This is a genomic window from Streptomyces sp. WM6386 (assembly GCF_000972385.1).
Taxonomy (GTDB): Bacteria; Actinomycetota; Actinomycetes; order Streptomycetales; family Streptomycetaceae; genus Streptomyces.
Window position 1 is genome coordinate 81,145 of the sequence record NZ_JXTE01000011.1, and the last position, 19,789, is coordinate 100,933.

Below are 19,789 nucleotides of genomic sequence, written 5' to 3' on the forward strand. Positions count from 1 at the left end.
CCCGGCCCCCGAGACGCAGAATGCGGCCCCATGGGACATCTGGAAGCCGCACACCTCGAGTACTACCTCCCCGACGGCAGGGCGCTGCTCGGCGATGTGTCCTTCCGGGTGGGAGAAGGGGCCGTCATGGCCCTCGTCGGACCCAACGGCGCCGGCAAGACGACCCTGCTGCGGCTGATCTCCGGAGAGCTGAAACCGCACGGCGGGACCGTCACCGTCACCGGCGGCCTCGGCGTGATGCGCCAGTTCGTGGGCTCCGTACGGGACGAGACGACCGTACGGGACCTGCTGGTGTCGGTGTCCTCGCCGCGCATCCAGGCGGTCGCGAAGGCCGTCGACAAGGCCGAGCACGCGATCATGACCGTGGACGACGAGGCCGCGCAGATGCAGTACGCGCAGGCTCTGTCCGACTGGGCCGAGGCGCACGGGTACGAGGCCGAGACGCTGTGGGACATGTGCACCATGGCCGCGCTGGGCGTCCCCTACGACAAGGCCCAGTTCCGCGAGGTGCGCACGCTCTCCGGAGGCGAGCAGAAGCGGCTCGTGCTGGAGGCGCTGCTGCGCGGCAACGACGAGGTGCTGCTGCTCGACGAGCCCGACAACTACCTCGACGTGCCCGGCAAGCGCTGGCTGGAGGAGCGGCTGAAGGAGACCCGCAAGACGGTTCTCTTCGTCTCCCACGACCGTGAACTCCTCGCCCGCTCCGCCGAGAAGATCGTGTCGGTGGAGCCCTCGCCGACGGGCGCGGACGCCTGGGTGCACGGGGCCGGCTTCGCCACGTACCACGACGCCCGGCGCGAACGCTTCGCCCGCTTCGAGGAGTTGCGCAGGCGCTGGGACGAGAAGCACGCCCAGCTGAAGAAGCTCGTCCTGAACCTCCGGCAGGCGGCCTCCATCAGCCATGAGCTGGCCTCCCGCTACCAGGCGGCCCAGACCCGGCTGCGCAAGTTCGAGGAGGCCGGCCCGCCGCCGGAGCCGCCGCGCGAGCAGGACATCAAGATGCGGCTCAAGGGCGGCCGTACCGGGGTGCGGGCCGTCACCTGCAAGGGACTCGAGCTGACCGGCCTGATGAACCCCTTCGACCTGGAGGTCTTCTACGGCGAGCGGGTCGCCGTGCTCGGCTCCAACGGCTCCGGCAAGTCGCACTTCCTGCGGCTGCTGGCGGGGGACACCGTGGCGCACTCGGGGCAGTGGAAGCTGGGCGCGCGTGTCGTGCCCGGGCACTTCGCCCAGACGCACGCGCACCCCGAGCTGCTGGGCCGCACACTCCTGGACATCCTGTGGACGGAACACTCCCAGGACCGGGGCGCCGCGATGTCCAGGCTGCGCCGCTACGAGCTCACCCAGCAGGCCGAGCAGACCTTCGACCGCCTCTCCGGGGGCCAGCAGGCCCGCTTCCAGATCCTCCTGCTGGAGCTGGAGGGCGTCACGGCCCTCCTCCTGGACGAGCCCACGGACAACCTGGACCTGGAGTCCGCCGAGGCCCTCCAGGAGGGCCTGGAGGCCTTCGACGGCACGGTCCTCGCCGTCACCCACGACCGCTGGTTCGCCCGCTCCTTCGACCGCTACCTGGTCTTCGGCAGCGACGGCCGCGTCCGCGAGACGCCGGAGCCGGTGTGGGACGAGCGGCGGGTGGAACGGGCGCGCTAGTTCCGCATACGCGGGCCCTGGGACCCGGATGTTCGTAGAGTGGGTGCGGAAAGGCGAGATCCACGGTTCTGTCCCGGATGCCGCTCGGGGGTAGGGCTCACCGGGCGGGTACTCGAAGCCCATGAACGCATACGACGAGTGGGAAACCGCCATGACCGGAGTCGATCCCAGCAGGCTGGACGACCAGCAGCTCATGAAAGAGCTGGAGACCATCCACCGCACGCGCCACGACACGCTGCTCTACGCCTCGAACGACGCGCTGCGCGCCCACAACGGCCGGATGGCCGAGCTGGAGGGCGAGTATCTGCGCCGCAACCCCCGGCGCCTGGTCGCCGCCGGCCGCACCCGCGAGGGCGCGAGGGAACGCGGACGTGGGGAGTCGGCGACTCCCCACGTCTGACGGCGCCCGCTAGCGGCGGGTCGGCGGCCGGTCCCGGTGCCGGTGCGCCGCGATCGCCTCCACGAAGGCGCGTACGAACTCCTCGCTCGCCGCTCCGGGCGAGGTGTCCGTCACGACGCCCTGGTCGCGGACCACGCGGTGGAACTCCGTGGACACCTGGATGCCCTCCGGTTCCAGGGCGGAGAGCACGCCCACCCCGGAGCCGAGCGCGCCCACCGGCTTGCCGTGCCGGTACGCGTCCCGGACGAACCGCATCGCGTCCTGATCGGCGGTGAGCGGCGGAGTGCCCGTGGGGCCGCCGGGCAGCAGGACCGCGTCGTACAGCACGGAGGCGACGGTCGGCAGTGCGCGGTCGACCGTATACCGTTCACCGTCGGCACCGGCGACCGTGCCGTCGGTCGCCGCCAGCGCCTCCACGATCGCGCCCTCGGCGGCCAGCGCCTCCCGTACCGAGACCACCTGCTCGGCGTCCACGCCGTCGGTGACCAGCACCGCGATCTGCCGGGTGCGTATCGAGCCGTCGCCGCGCAGGGACTCAAGGCTCAGCGCGGGGGAGAGCACCTTGTTCGGCGCCTCGCCGGGTGCGGCCGGATCCGGGACTCCGATGCCACGGGCCACCTGGACCGCCAACTCGCCGTCCACCTTGGCCAGTTGCTCGACCGTACGGGTGCGGACCGTCATCGCGTCGACCTTGCCCAGCTCGAACCGGAAGGCCGCGACGATGTGCTGTCGCTCCCACTCGGTCATGCTCTTCCAGAACAGCGCGGGCTGGCTGTAGTGGTCCTGGAAACTCGGGCTGCGACGGCGGATCTTGGCGCCGTCGACGCGCTCCGCGTAGTGCGTGTACGCGCTGCTGTCGGCACCGGCGTGGGCCGGGCAGCCGCCGCCGATCGAGTTCGGGAAGTAGTTCGTGCCGCTGTGGATCGTGCTCTGGCCGTACCCGTCACGCTGGTTGGTCCGCACGGGGGCCACCGGCCGGTTCACCGGCAGCTGGGCGAAGTTGGGGCCGCCCAGGCGGATCAACTGGGTGTCCAGATAGGAGAAGTTGCGGGCCTGGAGCAGCGGGTCGTTGGTGAAGTCGATGCCCGGGACCACGTTGGCCGTGTGGAAGGCGACCTGCTCGGTCTCGGCGAAGAAGTTCTCCGGGTTGCGGTTCAGGACCATCCGGCCGATCGGCCGCACCGGCACCTGCTCCTCCGGGATCAGCTTGGTGGCGTCGAGCAGGTCGAAGTCGAAGGCGAACTCGTCCTCCTCCGGCACCAGTTGGACGCCCAGCTCCCACTCCGGGTACTCACCTGCCTCGATCGCGTCCCACAGGTCACCGCGGTTGAAGTCCGGGTTGCGGCCCTGGCACTCCTGCGCCTCGTCCCACACCAGCGAGTGCACGCCCAGCCGCGGCTTCCAGTGGAACTTCACGAACGTGCCGCGCCCCTCGGCGTTCACGAACCGGAAGGTGTGCACACCGAAGCCCTGCATCATGCGGTAGCTGCGCGGGATCGCCCGGTCCGACATCAGCCACATGATCGCGTGCAGCGTCTCGGGCTGCAGCGACACGAAGTCCCACAGGGTGTCATGGGCGGAGGCACCGGTGGGGATGTCGTTGTGCGGCTCGGGCTTCACCGCGTGCACGAAGTCGGGGAACTTGATGCCGTCCTGGATGAAGAAGACCGGGAAGTTGTTCCCGACCAGGTCGTAATTGCCCTGCGACGTATAGAACTTGGTGGCGAAGCCGCGCACGTCGCGCACGGTGTCCGCCGAGCCCCTCGGCCCCTGCACGGTCGAGAACCGCACGAACACCGGTGTCCGCACCGCCGGGTCCTGGAGGAAGGCGGCACGGGTGAACTCCGCGCAGGACTCGTACGATTCGAAGTAGCCGTACGCGCCCGCGCCGCGTGCGTGCACCACCCGCTCCGGGATGCGCTCGTGGTCGAAGCGGGTCAGCTTCTCCCGGAAGTGGAAGTCCTCCATCAGCGTCGGACCGCGCTCGCCGGCGGCGAGGGAGTCGTCGGTGTGGTCGATCTCCACGCCCTGGTCGGTGGTGAGCGGGCCGGCCGCCGGGTCGTCCGCCCGGTAGGCCTCACGTTGCTCCTGCTTGCGATCGCGCGGGGTGTCCATCAGGCGGCCTCCTTCGTGAACACATCCAGGAACGCCTCGTCGAACGCCTTCAGGTCGTCCGGCTTGCGGCTGGTGACCAGCTTGCTCGGGCCGTGGTCGCACACCTTCACCTGCTCGTCGACCCAGGTGCCGCCCGCGTTGCGGATGTCGGTCGCCAGGCTCGGCCAGGACGTCAGCACCCGGCCGCGGACCACGTCCGCCTCCACGAGCGTCCACGGGGCGTGGCAGATCGCGGCGACCGGCCGGCCCTGCTCGAAGAAGTCCCTGACGAACCGGACCGCCTTCTCGTCCATCCGCAGGCTGTCCGGGTTGGCGACCCCGCCCGGCAGCACGAGCCCGCCGAAGGAGTCCGCCGTCGTCTCGCCCACCACCTCCTGGACGGGGAACGTGTCCGCCTTGTCGAGGTGGTGGAAGGCCTGAATGGTCCCGGGCTTCGTGGACACCAGGACGGGCTCGTGGCCCGCGTCCACGGCGGCCTTCCACGGCTCGGTGAGCTCGATCTGCTCGACGCCCTCGGGCGCGGTCAGGAATGCGATACGCATGAATCCTCAACGTCCTTTCGTGGCACGCCACCGAGCCTCGTCGCTCGTCGCGCGCTTCTTGTTCCGTCGGGCCGCCCGCCTGCAGCGCAGCAGCTCCTCGCCGTACGGCAGCAGCACACAGGTGCCGATCGCGGCCGCGACGCCCGCCAGATAGGCCCGGGACAGCGGCCGCCGTCGTGGCACCAGACGCCATGCGTCCGGATCGCCGCGGCCCCCGCGCAGCAGGGACCTCACCTGGTCGGCGTGCAGACACATCAGCGAGGCCAGCGCGCCGAACGGCAGCGACTCCAGGAAGCTGTGGATGTGCTGCTCGATCGGCCGGACCTCGCGACCGCTGTCGACGGCCGTCCGCACGTCCCACAGCGCGGTCGCCTCGTGCACCGCCGCGCCGCCCAGCTGCACGGCGAGAAGGGCCGGGTTGACCTCGTAGCGCAGTGTGGCCGCGATCGGGATGCCGACCTCGGCCATCATCAACGAGTGGATCACCGACTCCTTGGTGCCCGCCGTGTCCTCGATGCGCGTGCGCCGGTGCATCATCCAGTCGGCGAGTCCGGGCACGAACCAGCTCGGCAGCAGCCCGTACAGCAGATAGCGGGTCGTGACCTCGCCGACGTCGACACCGCCGGCGCTCGTGGCCCGGACCTCGGTGGCCTGGTCCCGGCTCATACGGTGTCCTGGTGGTCCGGTGCGGCCCGGCCGATCTCGGCGAGCACCGAGCCGGGGTTCTCCGCCTCGGCCAGGTCACCGAGGCTGACCATGCCGACCGGCAGCCCCTCCTCGACGACCGGCAGGCGGCGCACCGCGTGTGCCCGCATCAGCGCCGCCGCGGCGGCCACCGGGTCGTGCGGGGAGACCAGCACCGGGTCCGGGGTGCACACCGACCCGGCGCTCGCCGTCAGCGGATCGACGCCCTCGGCGACCGCCCGCACCGTGATGTCGCGGTCGGTGAGCACCCCGACGATCAGCTGTCCGTCGGCCACCAGGACGTCGCCGATGGCCTGCGCGCGCATCAGCTGCGCCGCCTCGACGAGCGAGGCGCCCGGGCGGACGGCTACCACGCCCGGGGTCATGACGTCCTTCACGAAATCGGCCATCACTGTGGGCCCTTCCTCGGTCTTCTCGGCTGACGCCGCCCGCAGTACCCCGGGGCCGGGCCCCTATGCGCCGGGCCGGGTCAGCGCCTGCGCCAGTTCCTGGACGGTCGCGTAGTGCTCCTTGTGCGGCAGCCGCTCCACGGCGTCGACGAGGGTGTCCGGCGCGTACGCGCGGCGCAGCGCGCCGGCCAGGTGGCGCGAGCTCGCCGGGAACGTGCCGCGGCTCAGATGCCGGGCCAGCTCCAGCCGGACCCCTTCCAGGGACGCTCCGGAACCGCCCGGCGTCACGGGCCCGCCCGCGATCTCCGGATCGTCGTCGGCGGTCGGCTCGGGGTCGTGCCACTCCTCGCTCCGGGTGGGGTGCCCGGACCTCAGCAGTCCCTGTAGTTCGTGCTTCATCTCTTCGTCGCGGTGGACGCTCAGCCGGTCGCTGCCTCGCTGCATGGCGCTCCTTCCAGATCTTCGGGGGTGGGCTCCGCGTACCCGAGGACCGGACCCCGACACGGGGGTTTGTCCTCCGTTTCGGGGGAGACCCGACCGGACGCCCCCCACGCGATCCCGGGGAGGGAAACGCCATGGCGGTACTCGCCGCGCTCATCCCGCTCCTCATGCTCGGCGCTGTGCTGGCACTGGGCCGCTATGAGGAGCTGCTCCTGCCCACGGAGCGGGAGGAGGCGGCCCCACTGCCGCCTACTCCTTCTCCTTCTCCCGGCCCGGCAGGAACTCCTGCAGCTTCGCCTTGAACCCCTGTTTGATCATCGAGCCGCGGTCCGCGTCGCCCTTCAGGATCGACGCGGCCGTCGACTCCATCTGGTCCCAGGTGGCATGCGGCGGGATCGGCGGCACGGCGGGGTCGGTGAGGAACTCGATCACCGCGGGCCCGTCGGCCTCGAGCCCCGCACGCCAGCCCGCCTCCACGTCCTCGGGCTTCTCCACACGGATGCCGGTCAGGCCCAGGGAACGGGCGAACGCGGCGTACTGCACGTCCGGGAGCTCCTGCGAGGGCAGGAACGACGGGGCGCCCTCCATGGCACGCATCTCCCAGGTGACCTGGTTGAGATCGTGGTTGTTCCACACGGCCACCACCAGCCGCGGATCCTCCCACTGGTCGCGGTACTTGGCCGCCGTGATCAGCTCCGCCATACCGTTCATCTGCATCGCGCCGTCCCCGACCAGCGCGATCGCCGGCCGGTCCGGGTGGGCGAACTTCGCGCCGATGGCGTACGGCACTCCGCAGCCCATCGTCGCGAGCGTGCCGGACAGCGAGGACCGCATGCCGTCCCGCATCGTCAGGTGCCGCGCGTACCAGTTGGCCGCGGAACCGGAGTCGGAGCTGATGACCGCGTCCGCGGGCAGCAGCGGGTCCAGGACATGGGCCACGTACTCCGGGTTGATCGGGTCAGCCGACAGGTGCGCCCGCCGCTCCATGATCTCGCGCCAGCGCCGTACGTTGTCGCACACCGTGTCGTACCACTCGCGCCCGCGCTCCTCGCCGTTCAGCAGCGGGATCAGCCGTTCCAGGGTCGCCTTCGCGTCGCCGACGAGATTCACCTCGTACGGATAACGCATTCCGACCATGTGCGGGTCGATGTCGATCTGCACCCCGCGCGCCTGGCCGAAGTCCGGCAGGAACTGCGTGTACGGAAAGGACGATCCGATGGTCAGCAGGGTGTCGCAGTCCCGCATCAGCTCGTACGACGCACGGGTGCCCAGCAGGCCGATCGAACCGGTGACGTACGGGAGTTCATCGCTCAGCGCGTCCTTGCCGAGCAGTGCCTTGGCCACGCCCGCGCCGAGCAGTTCGGCGATGCGCGCCACCTCCTCCCGCGCACCCGAGGCGCCCTGACCGACCAGAATGCCCACCTTGTCACCGGAGTTGAGGATCTCGGCTGCCCGCAGCAGCGACTCCTCGGACGGCACGGCCGTCCAGGAACTGCGGTCCAGGCTGGACGGCACCATTTTGAACTCGTGGGTGGGGGCCGCGTATTCGAGCTCCTGGACGTCGCCCGGGATGATGATCGCGGTGGGGGAGCGGCGCGCGTACGCGGTGCGGATCGCGCGGTCCAGGACGTTCGGCAGCTGCTCGGGGACCGTCACCGTCTCCACGAAGTCCGAGGCGACGTCCTTGAACAGGGTGTGCAGATCCACCTCCTGCTGGTACGAGCCGCCCATCGCGGTGCGGTGCGTCTGGCCGACGATCGCCAGCACCGGCACATGGTCCAGCTTGGCGTCGTACAGGCCGTTGAGGAGATGGATCGCCCCGGGTCCCGAGGTGGCCGCGCACACGCCGATGCGGCCGCTGAACTTGGCGTAGCCGACCGCCTCGAACGCCGACATCTCCTCGTGCCGCGACTGGATGAACCGCGGCCGGTTCTCGGCCCGGCCCCACGCGGCGAGCAGGCCGTTGATGCCGTCGCCGGGATAACCGAAGACATGGTCCACACCCCACTCGCGCAGTCGCTGCAGAACGTGGTCGGAGACCTTGGTGCTCATGGACGGGACCTCCCGGACATAGGGACATACGGCCCCTTACGAGTGACCGTGCGGGCTCCCGGAAAACCTGGGCCCGGGTTTGCGGCCCAGGGCCGGGGGCAGGCGCACCCTCAGTGCTTCGGACAGGAGGCACGTCCGTGGGAAAGGCTCCGAGGCCGCCCCGACTGTGTCTGTCCGGCCGCGCTCCCACGGTGACCGTCCAACCCAGAGCACCCACTAGGGAGTTGCGACGCACCATGTCCCCTCGAGTGAGCGCGAAGCACCACCCGCACGACGACGCCCCCGACACCGCGGAAGCCTTCCGCAGGCTCGCCGCACTGCCCCCGGGCCCACAGCACGACACCCTGCGCGACCGGATCATCGAGGCCTGGCTGCCCATGGCCGACCGGCTCGCGGGCCGCTTCCGCAGCCGCGGCGAGAGCTTCGACGACCTGCGCCAGGTCGCCGCCCTCGGCCTGGTCAAGGCCGTCGACCGGTACGACCCCGAGCGCGGCAACGCCTTCGAGAGCTACGCCGTGCCGACCATCACCGGCGAGATCAAGCGGCACTTCCGCGACCACATGTGGACGCTGCATGTGCCCCGGCGGGTCCAGGACCTGCGCAACCGCGTGCGCTTCGCCTCCCAGGACCTGTCGCAGACCATCTCCGGGCGACGGCCCACCGTCGCGGAGATCGCCGCGCACGCGAGCATGAGCGAGGAGGACGTCCTCGTGGGGCTCGAGGCGTTGGAGAGCTTCACCGCGCTGTCGCTGGACGCGGAGCTGCCGGGGAGCGAGGACGGGTACTCGCTGAGCGACGCGCTGGGATCGGCGGACCCGGCCCTGGACACCGTGGTGGACCGGGAGGCCGTGAAGCCGCGGCTCGCCGCGTTGCCGGAGCGGGAGCGGGCGATCCTGTACATGCGGTTCTTCGGCGACATGACGCAGTCGCGGATCGCCGAGCAGCTGGGGATCTCGCAGATGCATGTGTCGCGGCTGATCAGCCGCTGCTGTGGACGGGTGCGGGAGCAGGTGATGAGCGACGGCGCGTAGCGCGTGGGAGGCGGGTTCCACGTCACCCACTTGGCTGTGCACGTCCCGCTGATGGGGTCCGGCCGCGTGCGGGGCCGGGTTCGACGGGCTGTGATGGCTGCGTGCCCTCGCAGCCGCAGGCCTAAGGAGCCCACCCCATGCGCCGCACCGCCCGTGCCCTGTCCGTCGCCGTTCTGGCCGGAGTCGCCGTGGGCGTCGCCGTGCCGGTCGCCTTCGCGGACCCGGCCGCGGAGGTCAGCCCGAGTACCGTCCAGCCGGGCGGCAGCGTCACCGTCTCCGTCGCCTGCGACTCCACCGGCGGAACGGCGCCGGCCACCATCGAGGCCACCTCGCAGGCCTTCGACGAGGAGACCGTGCCGCTCCAGCTGGTCGCCGGGAACGACGCCGCGGTGTCCGGGCCCGCCTACCGCGGGACCGCCCGGATCGCCTCCGCCCAGGACCTCGAGGTCGGCTCCGACGCCGGCAAGGACTCCGCGTGGACCGTCGACGGCACCTGTCCGGCCGCGCCCGGCGGGCAGGGCAAGCAGTGGAGCGCGACCTTGACGGTGACCCGCGGCGGCGAGAGCCACGCGTGCACCGAGCCGCGCACCGAGGACTGCTCCGCCACCACGGTCCAGCGCGGCGAGAGCCACACGTGCACCGAGCCGCGCACCGAGAGCTGCTCCGCCACCACGGTCCAGCGCGGCGTACAGGCAGGCCAGGGCGGCGCCTTCGCCGACTCCGTACCCGCCCTCGTCACCGGCGGCCTCCTGATCGCGGGCGCCCTCGGCGGGGCCGTGTACCGGGTGCGCCGCAAGGAGTCCCGCGCGGACGTCTGAGCCGGGGCGTGTGACCGGCGCAACTCGAGCGGATCCCTATCGGCGTACGCCACCCTGGGTACTCGGACCCCGAGCGCGCCGCCCCCGTCGTACGGAGAAGGAACCGGGGAGCACACCCGACGGCACCGCGACCCAGCAGCTCACCCGGAGGTACGGATGCGGCGGACGGATCCCGAAGGCCACGGCCCCGTCCGCTTCGGCCCGCCGCTGCCCGCCGACGGACTGCCGGTGCTCCCCGAACTGCCGGCCGTGCTCTCCGCCGCGGCGGCCCTCGGCGGGAGCGAACCCGTCGGCGGCGGGCCCGTTCTCCTGGAGGCCGCGTGCGGCTACTGGGCCCGACGTGGCCTGTCCGCCGGGCCCGAGCGTGTGGTGGCGGCGCCCGGCGCCCCCTCGCTGCTGCTCGCCCTGACCGCCGCCCTCGGCGGGGACGTCCTGGTGCCCCGGCCCTGCGTGGCCTGGTGGGCGCCGTACGCGCGCCTGTTGGGAAGACCCGTGTTCCATGTGGGGACACCGGCGGAGTGCGGCGGGGTCCCGGACCCGTACGCCCTGTTGGAGACCGTGCGCCGGGTTCGTGACGAGGGCGGCGACCCCCGGCTGCTGGTGCTGTCCGTCGCCGACGACCCCACTGCCACGGTGGCCCCGCCCGAGGTGGTGCACGAGACCGTGGAGGCCGCCGTCGCCGAGGGACTGCATGTGGTCAGCGACGAGACCTGGCGCGACACCGTGCACGCCCCGCACGACACCGTGCTGATCGGACCCGCCGAGATGCTGCCGGAGCGGGTCACCGTCGTCACCGACCTGGCCGGTGCCCTGCTGCCGCCGGGCTGGCCCGCCGCCGTCGCCCGCTTCCCCGCGGGCGAGGCCGCCGACGACCTCCACGCGCGCGTGCTGGACGTGCTCACCGCCCTGGGTGCCCGCGTCGCTGCCCCCGTCGCCGCCGCGGCCGGGTACGCGCTCACGGAACCCGAACCGGTCACCACGCGCGTGGCGGCCACCGTACGTCTGCACGCGCGCGTGGCCGCCGCCGCGCACGCCACGGTCGTCTCGGCCGGCGCCCTGGCCCGGCCCCCGCAGGCCGGCCGGCATCTCTACGTCGACCTCGGACCGTTGCGCACCGCGCTCGGCGCGCACGGGGTGGGCGACGCACAGGACCTGGAGGAGTTCCTCACGGCCCGGCTCGGCCTGCCCGCCCCGGGCGGCCATCGCTTCGGCGACGACCTGGGCGCGCTGCGCGTGCGGTTGTCGACCGGTTCGCTGCTCGCCGGGACGGACGCGGAACTCGAGGAATGCCTCAGTTCACCCTCACCGTTGGAACTGCCACACGTGCAACGCGCGTTGATCACCTTGAAGTCGGTCTTCGACGACCTTTGCGATGACGCTCAGCGATGGGAGCCTCCTCGATGACGCAGCAGTCCGAGTCGACCAGCACGAGCACGACCGTCCGGGACGCCGACGGGCCGGCGGCCCTGTCACCGTTCGCGCCGCCCGTCCCGCCGCTCGCCGAACCCCGGCCGCTGGGCGAACGCCGGGTGTGGCCGAGGACCTTCCACGACCGTCTGACCGCCCCGCTGCCCGGTCTCAAGGCCATGGCCCGGTTCGCCCGCGAGGGCTCCGTCCGGCCGGGCCGGGAGAGCCTCGCCGACATCCCGCGCCTGCCGTTCGAGCCCGTCCCGCTGCCCCGCGTCGACACGCGCACGGTCGCCGTCTCCTGGGCCGGGCACGCCAGTTGGGCGGTGCGGATCGGCGGGCTGACGATCCTCACCGACCCCGTCTGGTCCCGCCGTATCCTCGGCACCCCGGCCCGTATCACCCCGGTCGGTGTCGCCTGGAACGCGCTGCCCCCCGTCGACGCCGTCGTCATCAGCCACAACCACTACGACCATCTGGACGCCCCCACCCTGCGCCGACTCCCGCGCGACACCCCGGTGTTCGTGCCCGCCGGACTCGGCGCCTGGTTCCGCCGCCGCCGCTTCACCCGCATCACCGAGCTGGACTGGTGGGAGGCGGCCGAACTCGACGGCGTCCGCTTCGACTTCGTCCCCGCCCACCACTGGTCCAAGCGCAGCCTCACCGACACCTGTCGCAGCCTGTGGGGCGGCTGGGTCCTCACCGACCGCGACGGACAGCGCGTCTACTTCGCCGGCGACACGGGCTACGGCCACTGGTTCACCCGCATCGGCCGGCGCTACCCCGGCATCGACCTGGCCCTCCTCCCCATCGGCGCCTACAACCCCCGCTGGTGGCTCAGCGACGTCCACTGCGACCCGGAGGAAGCCGTGCGGGCGGCCCAGGACCTGGGCGCACGCAGGATGGCGCCGATGCACTGGGGCACGTTCGTCCTGTCGGCGGAGCCGGTCCTGGAGCCGCTGACCAGAGTGCAGGCGGCGTGGGAGAAGGCGGGCCTGAACAGGGAGAACCTGTGGGATCTGCCGGTGGGAGGATCCCGGGTACTCGATTAGCAGGCGCTCAGGGGGACCAACCCGGGGGCGCGGGGCTGTGTCAATCAGCGGCTCCGCCGCGGCGCGCGATCAACCACACACAGCCCGCACTCCGCAACGCACATCAAGCGGCAGATCGAACCCGCCGCCACAGCCCGGGTGCCAGGCTGATGACCACGGTCAGCACCACCGCAGCCACCACCCCCTCCCAAGGCTCCTTGAACAGCGACCCACCCAGAATCCCGATCAGCTGGTAGGTGACCGCCCAGGCCAGGCACGCCGGGAAGTTGCCGCGGACGAACCTCCGCATCGGCCATTTCGCCATCAGGCACGCCAGCATCACCGGAATGCGACCGGCCGGCACGAGCCGGGACAGCACCAGAACGGTCACCCCGTGATCGGCGAGCCTCTCCTGCGCCTGCGCAAGCCGCTCCTCCGGCGCCCGCGACCGGATCGCCTCCAGCCATCGCGACCCGTTCCTCGACCGCATCCCACGCCGCCCGAGCCAGTACAGCGTCGCATCCCCGAGGAACGCGGCCAGCGACGCCGTCACGAACACCAGCCCCAGAGCGAAGGGCGCCGTCTGATGGAACGCCACCACGGCCGCCGAACTCACCAGCGCCCCCGTCGGCACCACCGGCACCAACGCCCCGATCAACACCAGCAGAAACAACGACGGATACCCGAGCGCCTGCTGCGTCGACTCCGGCGGCACCGTCGACGCCGCCACCGCCAGCCAGCTCACCGGGCCACCCTGGGGCGCACACTCTGCCCGTGCCCCAGCAGATGCACCGCCACGCCCGGCGCGCGCTCGGCCGCGAGCCGCACGAACTCCTCACCGGGGGCGTGGAATTCGTGGGGGCGCACGGCGTCCATCCCGATCGGCCAGTACGTGCCGTAGTGCACCGGCACCGCGCTCACCGGTTCGAGCCGGGCCAGCGCCTCGGCCGCCCGCCCCGCGTCCAGATGCCCTTCGCCCAGGTACGGTCCCCAGCCGCCGACCGGCAGCAGCGCCACGTCGACCGGCCCGACCTCCTTGGCCATCGCGTCGAACAGCCCGGTGTCCCCGGCGAAGTAGGTGCGCGCCTCGCCCTCGACGACATAGCCGAGAGCGGGGGCACGGTGCGGCCCCAGGGGCAGCCGTCGCCCGTCGTGCCGAGCCGGGACGGTCCGTACGACCACGTCCCCGATCACCGTCTCGTCCCCGGGCGTCACCTCGTCGACCTGGAGATGGGCGAGCCGGCGCAGCCCCGGCACGGCCTGGGGCGCGCCCCGGGGAACGAGCAGGCGGGTGCCCGGCGCGAGCCGGGCCAGCGAGGGAACGTGCAGGTGGTCGGCGTGCAGATGGGACACGAGCGCCACGTCCGCGCGCCAGGCGGCGGGCGGTGGCACCGCGCCGCGGCGGCGGCGCAGATGCGCGAGCCGGCGGGCGAACAGAGGATCGGTGAGCACGCGGACGTCCGAGTCCTCGACCGTGCAGGTGGCGTGACCCCACCAGGTGATCTCCACCGGCACCTCTTTGCCTCCTTCGCGCGACTCCCCGAAGCCTACGGGCAGGAGTAGGGTCGGCGGCGAAACCCGGAGGTGAGGGGGACGCCATGGGACCGGTGCGCGTCACGGCGATCGCGAGTCTGACGCCGCTCGAGGAACTGGAGGCGGATCCCTTCCTGGTGGACTCCCGCAGCCAGCACGCGATGTGCGCTCGCTGGGCGGCGGAGCGGGGCTACGTCGTCAGCCGGGAACTCCTCGTGCGGGGTCTGCGCGCCGACCACTGCGTCCTGTGGGACGGTGTCCGCCCCGGCACCGATCTGTTCGTCGCGCCCAGCCACCGTGTCCTGGCCAGCGCCCTGTCCTCGATCGAGGAGTTCGTCGCCGAGTGCACCCGTCGCGGGGTGCGGGTGGAGACGGTGGGGCGCGCCGAACCGTCTTACGACGCCCAGATGAAGGCCCGGATCCACCGCCGGCTGTCGATGCCGACCGCGGGCTACGACGGCCGCTGACACCTGCCCGGGGACGCCGGGGGCCTGCGTGCGTTGTGACAGGGTGGGTGCAGGCCCGCACCGACGACGGGCCCGGGACGTGAGGTGTGCGGGGCGTGCGAGGCGGGCGTTGGCGGCGGGTCGCCAGTCAGGCGGGGCGGAGCGTCACGGTGTGGGCGGTCTCCACGGTCACCATGCTCGTGCTGGCCGGCATCCTGCCGGAGTTCCAGCTCCGGTCCGCGGACGGTGACAGCGCCACCGACATCGCGGTCACCGCGGCCCTGGGCGCCGGCGCCTTCGGTGTGCTGTCGGCGCTGGTCTGGCCGCTTCTCGTACGGCTCCTGCTGCTGGTGCCGGCCCTCGTGCTCGGTCTGCTGGTCTTCGTCCTCAACGGCTTCCTGCTCCTGCTGGCGCTCCGGCTGAATCCGACCGAGCGCGGCGCGGCCGCGTGGGAGACCGCGGTCGTGGTCGCCGCCGTGATGTCGGCCGTCGCCTCCGCCACCGGCGCCGCCCTGGCCGTGCGCGACGACGACGCCTACCGGCGCCGGCTCTACCGGCTCGCCGACCGCCGCCGCAGCGCGGGACCGGCCGGCCCCGTCACGCCGGGGACGGTCTTCCTCCAGCTGGACGGCGTCGGCCACGACGTCCTGGAGGCCGCGGTGAAGAAAGGCCTCATGCCCACCGTCGCCCAGTGGCTGGACAGCACCCACCGCCTCACCCCGTGGCGCACCGACTGGTCCAGCCAGACCGGCGCCAGCCAGCTCGGCATCCTGCACGGCAGCAACGAGGACGTGCCGGCCTTCCGCTGGTACGAGAAGGACAGCCAGGAGGTGATGGTCTGCAACCGCCCCACCAGCGCCGCCGAACTCCAGCGCCGGGCGGTGGCACGCACCGGTGACGGCGGGCTGCTCAGCGCCGACGGCGCGAGCCGCGGGAACCTCTTCAGCGGCGGCGCCGAGGAGCAGGCCCTCGTGCTGTCCATCGCCACCCGCCGCCGCAGCCGCGAGACCCGCTCCCGCGCGGGCTACTTCGCGTACTTCTCCGACCCGGCCAACGCCGTCCGCACGGCCCTGTCGTTCTTCGCCGAGGTCGGCCGGGAGATCGCGCAGTCGACCAGGAGCCATGCCTGCCGGGCCCGCCCGCGCGTCAAGCGCGGCGGCCTCTACCCCCTCGTCCGCGCCTTCGCGACCGTCGTCGAACGGGACGTCGTCGTCGCCGCGGTGATGGGCGACATGCTCGCCGGCCGCACCGCCGTCTACGCCGACCTCGTCGCCTATGACGAGGTCGCCCACCACTCCGGGCCGCACAGCCGCGACGCCGAGAAGGTCCTCGAACGCCTCGACCGTTCCCTCGCGTTGATCGCGAACGTCGTCGAGCACGCCCCGCGCCCGTACCGGATCGTCGTCCTGTCCGACCACGGCCAGAGCCCCGGCGAGACCTTCCGCACCCGCTACGGCCTCTCCCTCGGCGACCTGGTGCGGGCGGGCTGCGGGCTGCCCGTGCCCCGCAAGGCGCAGCGCACCCACAGCGGCGCCGAGGCCCGCGCGGCCGTGCGGGCCGCGCTGCGCATCCCCGTCGAGGAGCGCGACGAGCAGCGCCGGCCCTCGCGCCGCCGCTCGGAGCCGCTCGTGCTGGCCTCCGGCAACCTCGGCCTGGTCTCCTTCCCGGACGTGCACCACCGGATGACCAAGGAGGAGATCGACGCCCGCCACCCCGCCCTGCTGACCACGCTCGCCAACCACCCGGGCATCGGTTTCCTCCTCGTACGCAGCGCGGAGCACGGGGGAGTGGTCCTGGGGCCGTTCGGCACGGAGATCCCGGTCGGCCGACTCGACGAGGAACCGGGCCCGTTGGCCGCGTTCGGGCCGGGCGCCGCCGACGTCGTACGCCGCACGCACGGCTTCGCGCACACCGCCGACATCATGGTCAACTCCTGGTACGACCCGGTCGACGGCGAAGTCCTCGCCTTCGAGGAGCAGATCGGCTCGCACGGCGGTCTCGGCGGCGCCCAGGGCCGGCCGTTCCTGCTGTCGCCCGTCGTCCTGTCCGCGCCCGTGGCGGACGCCGAGGAACTCGTCGGCGCCGAGCACGTCCACCGCGTCCTGCGCCGCTGGCTGCGCGAATCGGACGGCCCCCAGGTGCCTTTGACGACACGTCAGACCGAGGACCGGCGCGCGGCCTAGCTCTCGAGGTCTGCCGCTCCTCCATACCCCCATGAACGGAGGAGCGGCTCACACGGAGGACCGCGCACACCGTGTCACCGCGGCACGGGTTTGCCCAGGGCACATTCCGGTCACTGCCGAGCGCCCCGCACATATCACCCCGTCCCACCCGTGAGCGGTGCCGGGGCGCGCCCGTGCTGGTGATCACGGACGGCTGGTGCGAGGTCCTGAGGGTGCGACGCGAGCACGCCTGTCTGATCCCGGAGGGGGCCCGGTCCCCCTTCAGCGCGCGTGGTCCGGTCTTCCGGGTGCGGTGGGCCGGAATGTGATCGGATGGGAGGGCAACCCGGAACCGGGACCGCATGCGAAAGGACTGACCGTGGCTACCACGCGTACCGCACACACCGTCTGGGAAGGCGAACTGCTCAAGGGCAGTGGCACCGTCACCTTCGACTCCTCCGGCATCGGGTCGCAGCCGGTGTCGTGGCCGTCGCGCGCCGAGGCGGCCAACGGAAAGACCAGCCCCGAGGAACTGATCGCCGCCGCCCACTCCAGCTGCTTCTCCATGGCGCTGTCGCACGGCCTGACCGGCGCCGGCACGCCGCCCACCCGGCTGGAGACGAAGGCCGACGTCACCTTCCAGCCGGGCGAGGGCATCACCGGCATCCACCTCACCGTGCGCGGTGAGGTGCCGGGCCTGGACGCCGGGGGCTTCGCCTCGGCCGCCGAGGACGCCAAGAAGAACTGCCCCGTCAGCCAGGCACTCACCGGCACGACGATCACGCTCACGGCCGAACTCGGCTGACACCCGTACGTCCCGCGATGCCGCGCCTCCCTCGCGAGGGGGGCGCGGCATCGCCCATTTCCGGGTACCCGGCACGGGTACGCGGCATTGACAACAGCCCACTCAAGTTTTGTGCTGGAGTCCGGGAAGTGCCCTGGCGGAAGGGGACAGCGATGGGACGCGCGGTCGGGATCGATCTGGGGACCACGAACTCCGTGGTGGCCGTCCTGGAGGGCGGCGACCCCACAGTCGTCGCCAATGCGGAGGGAGCCAGGACCACACCGTCGGTCGTGGCCTTCGCCAAGAACGGCGAGGTGCTCGTCGGGGAGGTCGCCAAACGGCAGGCGGTGACGAACGTCGAGCGGACGGCCCGTTCGGTGAAGCGGTACATGGGCGACGGGGGCTGGCGCTTCCCGGACCAGGGGGATGTCGACGGCACCCGCTACCGGGCGCAGGAGCTCTCCGCGCGGGTGCTGCAGAAGCTGAAGCGGGACGCCGAGTCCTATCTCGGCGAGGACGTCACCGACGCGGTGATCACCGTCCCGGCCTACTTCGACGACGCCCAGCGGCAGGCCACCAAGGAGGCCGGGGAGATCGCGGGCCTGAACGTGCTGCGGATCATCAACGAGCCCACGGCCGCCGCGCTCGCCTACGGCCTGGACCGGGGCGAGGAGCAGACCGTCCTCGTCTTCGACCTCGGCGGCGGCACCTTCGACGTCTCCCTGCTGGAGATCGGCGACGGCGTCATCGAGGTCAAGGCCACCAACGGCGACACCCACCTCGGTGGCGACGACTGGGACCAGCGGGTCATGGAGCACCTGGTGAAGAGGTTCCAGGGGCAGTACGGCGTGGACCTCGGCAAGGACAAGATGGCGCTGCAACGGCTGCGCGAGGGAGCCGAGAAGGCCAAGATCGAGCTGTCGAGCTCGTCGGAGACGACGATCAACCTCCCCTACATCACCGCCTCCGCCGAGGGCCCCCTGCACCTCGACGAGAAGATGACGCGCGCCCAGTTCCAGGAGCTGACCGCCGACCTCCTCGACCGCTGCACGACCCCCTTCCACCAGGCCGTCAAGGACGCCGGCATCAAGCTCGCCGCGGTCGACCACGTCATCCTCGTCGGCGGCTCGACCCGGATGCCCGCCGTCACCGACCTCGTCAAGGAACTCACCGGCAAGGACCCGCACAAGGGCGTCAACCCGGACGAGGTCGTCGCCGTCGGCGCGGCCCTCCAGGCCGGGGTCATCCGCGGCGATGTGAAGGACGTCCTGCTGCTCGATGTCACCCCGCTGTCCCTGGGCATCGAGACCAAGGGCGGCATCATGACCAAGCTCATCGAGCGCAACACCACGATCCCGACCCGCCGTTCGGAGATCTTCACGACGGCGACCGACAACCAGCCCTCGGTGGGCATCCAGGTGTATCAGGGCGAGCGGGAGATCGCCGCGTACAACAAGAAGCTGGGCGTCTTCGACCTGACCGGACTGCCGCCCGCGCCGCGCGGCGTCCCGCAGATCGAGGTCGCGTTCGACATCGACGCCAACGGGATCATGCACGTCTCCGCCAAGGACCTGGCGACCGGCCGCGAACAGAAGATGACGGTCACCGGCGGCTCGGCCCTGCCCAAGGACGACATCGACCGCATGATGCGCGAGGCGGAGCAGTACGCCGAGGAGGACCGGGGTCGCCGGGAGGCGGCCGAGACCCGCAATCAGGCCGAGCAACTCGTCTACCAGACCGAGAAGTTCATCCGTGACAACGAGGAACGCGTCCCCGCCGAAACCAAGTCGGAGGTGGAGTCGGCCATCGCCGAGCTGAAGACGCTCCTGGAGCAGAACGCCGACACGAACGCCCTGCGCACCGGCGTCGAGAAACTCGCCACCGTCAGCCAGCAGATGGGTCAGGCGATGTACGCCCAGGCCCAGGCGGAACCCACCGACCAGCAGCCCGCGTCTCCCGAGGAGGAAGGCGTGGTCGACGCGGAGATCGTCGACGACGACAAGGATCCCAAGGGCGGGGCGGCCTGAGAGGCCGGCCGCAGCGGACTTCACGGAGGGACACGAGCATGGGTGACAACAGGACACGGCGCGCACGGTCAGCGGCTCTGGCGGCGGGTTCGCTGCTGGCGGGGGCCGCGGCCGTGGGCATGCCCTGGGGCGTGGACACGCCGGACAACCGGGACTGGTCCGTGGACGCGGCCCCGGCCGGACATCACGAGAACAGCACGGACGGCCACTACGACGGCGGCGCCGCCCCGGCCGGCCACATCGACGGCGGCTGACG

Annotated in this window: 19 protein-coding genes; 11 read left to right on the forward strand and 8 right to left on the reverse strand. The window is 72.0% G+C overall.

The genetic code is table 11. The features are described 5' to 3' along the window. Nucleotides 1-30: 30 nt before the first annotated feature. Nucleotides 31-1,650, forward strand: a complete 1,620-nt coding sequence (locus TN53_RS09440; protein WP_046257986.1) for an ABC-F family ATP-binding cassette domain-containing protein — start codon at nt 31-33, stop codon at nt 1,648-1,650. Nucleotides 1,651-1,771: 121 nt separating this feature from the next. After that, nucleotides 1,772-2,050, forward strand: a complete 279-nt coding sequence (locus tag TN53_RS09445) for a DUF6158 family protein (RefSeq protein WP_046257987.1) — start codon at nt 1,772-1,774, stop codon at nt 2,048-2,050. A 9-nt stretch (nt 2,051-2,059) separates the two neighbouring features. Here TN53_RS09445 and TN53_RS09450 read toward each other — a convergent pair whose 3' ends face one another. The 6 genes from TN53_RS09450 to TN53_RS09475 form a co-directional block, all read right to left on the reverse strand. Then, nucleotides 2,060-4,165 carry a catalase gene (locus tag TN53_RS09450; RefSeq protein WP_046257988.1) on the reverse strand — a complete coding sequence of 702 codons (2,106 nt, stop codon included), beginning with the start codon at nt 4,163-4,165 and terminating at the stop codon, nt 2,060-2,062. Continuing rightward, nucleotides 4,165-4,707 carry a type 1 glutamine amidotransferase domain-containing protein gene (locus TN53_RS09455; protein ID WP_046257989.1) on the reverse strand — a complete coding sequence of 181 codons (543 nt, stop codon included), beginning with the start codon at nt 4,705-4,707 and terminating at the stop codon, nt 4,165-4,167. The genes TN53_RS09450 and TN53_RS09455 overlap by 1 nt, the downstream gene beginning before the upstream one ends. Nucleotides 4,708-4,713: 6 nt before the next feature. Beyond that, the gene (locus tag TN53_RS09460; RefSeq protein WP_046257990.1) at nt 4,714-5,373 is read right to left on the reverse strand and encodes a hypothetical protein; all 660 of its coding nucleotides are present in this window, start codon (nt 5,371-5,373) and stop codon (nt 4,714-4,716) included. Further along, nucleotides 5,370-5,801 (reverse strand): CBS domain-containing protein, encoded by a 432-nt coding sequence (locus tag TN53_RS09465; protein ID WP_046257991.1) that lies wholly within the window; start codon nt 5,799-5,801, stop codon nt 5,370-5,372. Before TN53_RS09465 ends, TN53_RS09460 begins: the two co-directional genes overlap by 4 nt. Before the next feature lie 63 nt (nt 5,802-5,864). Then, nucleotides 5,865-6,245: a DUF2795 domain-containing protein gene (locus tag TN53_RS09470; protein WP_046257992.1), complete on the reverse strand. Its 381-nt coding sequence runs from the start codon at nt 6,243-6,245 to the stop codon at nt 5,865-5,867. 246 nt (nt 6,246-6,491) lie between these two features. Next, complete coding sequence (locus TN53_RS09475; RefSeq protein ID WP_046257993.1) at nt 6,492-8,294, reverse strand: thiamine pyrophosphate-requiring protein; 1,803 nt, start codon at nt 8,292-8,294, stop codon at nt 6,492-6,494. Between the two features lie 236 nt (nt 8,295-8,530). On the opposite strand from TN53_RS09475, the gene TN53_RS09480 reads away from it, so the two are divergent. The 4 genes from TN53_RS09480 to TN53_RS09495 all read left to right on the forward strand — a co-directional run bounded on the left by TN53_RS09480 (nt 8,531) and on the right by TN53_RS09495 (nt 12,602). Further along, on the forward strand, nt 8,531-9,325 hold the full coding sequence (locus tag TN53_RS09480; protein ID WP_046257994.1) for an RNA polymerase sigma factor SigF: 795 nt from the start codon (nt 8,531-8,533) through the stop codon (nt 9,323-9,325). Between the two features lie 137 nt (nt 9,326-9,462). After that, nucleotides 9,463-10,143 (forward strand): hypothetical protein, encoded by a 681-nt coding sequence (locus TN53_RS09485; protein WP_046257995.1) that lies wholly within the window; start codon nt 9,463-9,465, stop codon nt 10,141-10,143. 156 nt (nt 10,144-10,299) lie between these two features. Beyond that, nucleotides 10,300-11,547 (forward strand): aminotransferase class I/II-fold pyridoxal phosphate-dependent enzyme, encoded by a 1,248-nt coding sequence (locus tag TN53_RS09490; protein ID WP_046257996.1) that lies wholly within the window; start codon nt 10,300-10,302, stop codon nt 11,545-11,547. Further along, a complete protein-coding gene (locus TN53_RS09495; protein WP_046258045.1) occupies nt 11,544-12,602 on the forward strand; it encodes an MBL fold metallo-hydrolase in 1,059 nt (352 codons plus the stop codon). Before TN53_RS09490 ends, TN53_RS09495 begins: the two co-directional genes overlap by 4 nt. A gap of 103 nt (nt 12,603-12,705) precedes the next feature. Here TN53_RS09495 and TN53_RS09500 read toward each other — a convergent pair whose 3' ends face one another. Together TN53_RS09500 and TN53_RS09505 are read right to left on the reverse strand one after the other, a co-directional pair. Continuing rightward, nucleotides 12,706-13,326, reverse strand: a complete 621-nt coding sequence (locus tag TN53_RS09500) for a DedA family protein (RefSeq protein ID WP_046257997.1) — start codon at nt 13,324-13,326, stop codon at nt 12,706-12,708. Next, complete coding sequence (locus tag TN53_RS09505; RefSeq protein ID WP_046257998.1) at nt 13,323-14,096, reverse strand: MBL fold metallo-hydrolase; 774 nt, start codon at nt 14,094-14,096, stop codon at nt 13,323-13,325. Before TN53_RS09505 ends, TN53_RS09500 begins: the two co-directional genes overlap by 4 nt. Before the next feature lie 83 nt (nt 14,097-14,179). On the opposite strand from TN53_RS09505, the gene TN53_RS09510 reads away from it, so the two are divergent. The 5 genes from TN53_RS09510 to TN53_RS09530 all read left to right on the forward strand — a co-directional run bounded on the left by TN53_RS09510 (nt 14,180) and on the right by TN53_RS09530 (nt 19,787). Then, a complete protein-coding gene (locus TN53_RS09510) occupies nt 14,180-14,581 on the forward strand; it encodes a hypothetical protein (protein ID WP_046257999.1) in 402 nt (133 codons plus the stop codon). Nucleotides 14,582-14,667: 86 nt separating this feature from the next. Next, the gene (locus tag TN53_RS09515; RefSeq protein WP_095046391.1) at nt 14,668-16,743 is read left to right on the forward strand and encodes a phage holin family protein; all 2,076 of its coding nucleotides are present in this window, start codon (nt 14,668-14,670) and stop codon (nt 16,741-16,743) included. 358 nt (nt 16,744-17,101) lie between these two features. Next, complete coding sequence (locus tag TN53_RS09520) at nt 17,102-17,527, forward strand: OsmC family protein (protein ID WP_046258046.1); 426 nt, start codon at nt 17,102-17,104, stop codon at nt 17,525-17,527. Between the two features lie 152 nt (nt 17,528-17,679). Continuing rightward, nucleotides 17,680-19,533, forward strand: a complete 1,854-nt coding sequence (gene dnaK / locus TN53_RS09525; RefSeq protein ID WP_046258001.1) for a molecular chaperone DnaK — start codon at nt 17,680-17,682, stop codon at nt 19,531-19,533. Nucleotides 19,534-19,571: 38 nt separating this feature from the next. Next, the gene (locus TN53_RS09530) at nt 19,572-19,787 is read left to right on the forward strand and encodes a hypothetical protein (protein ID WP_046258002.1); all 216 of its coding nucleotides are present in this window, start codon (nt 19,572-19,574) and stop codon (nt 19,785-19,787) included. The last annotated feature ends 2 nt before the right edge of the window (nt 19,788-19,789 follow it).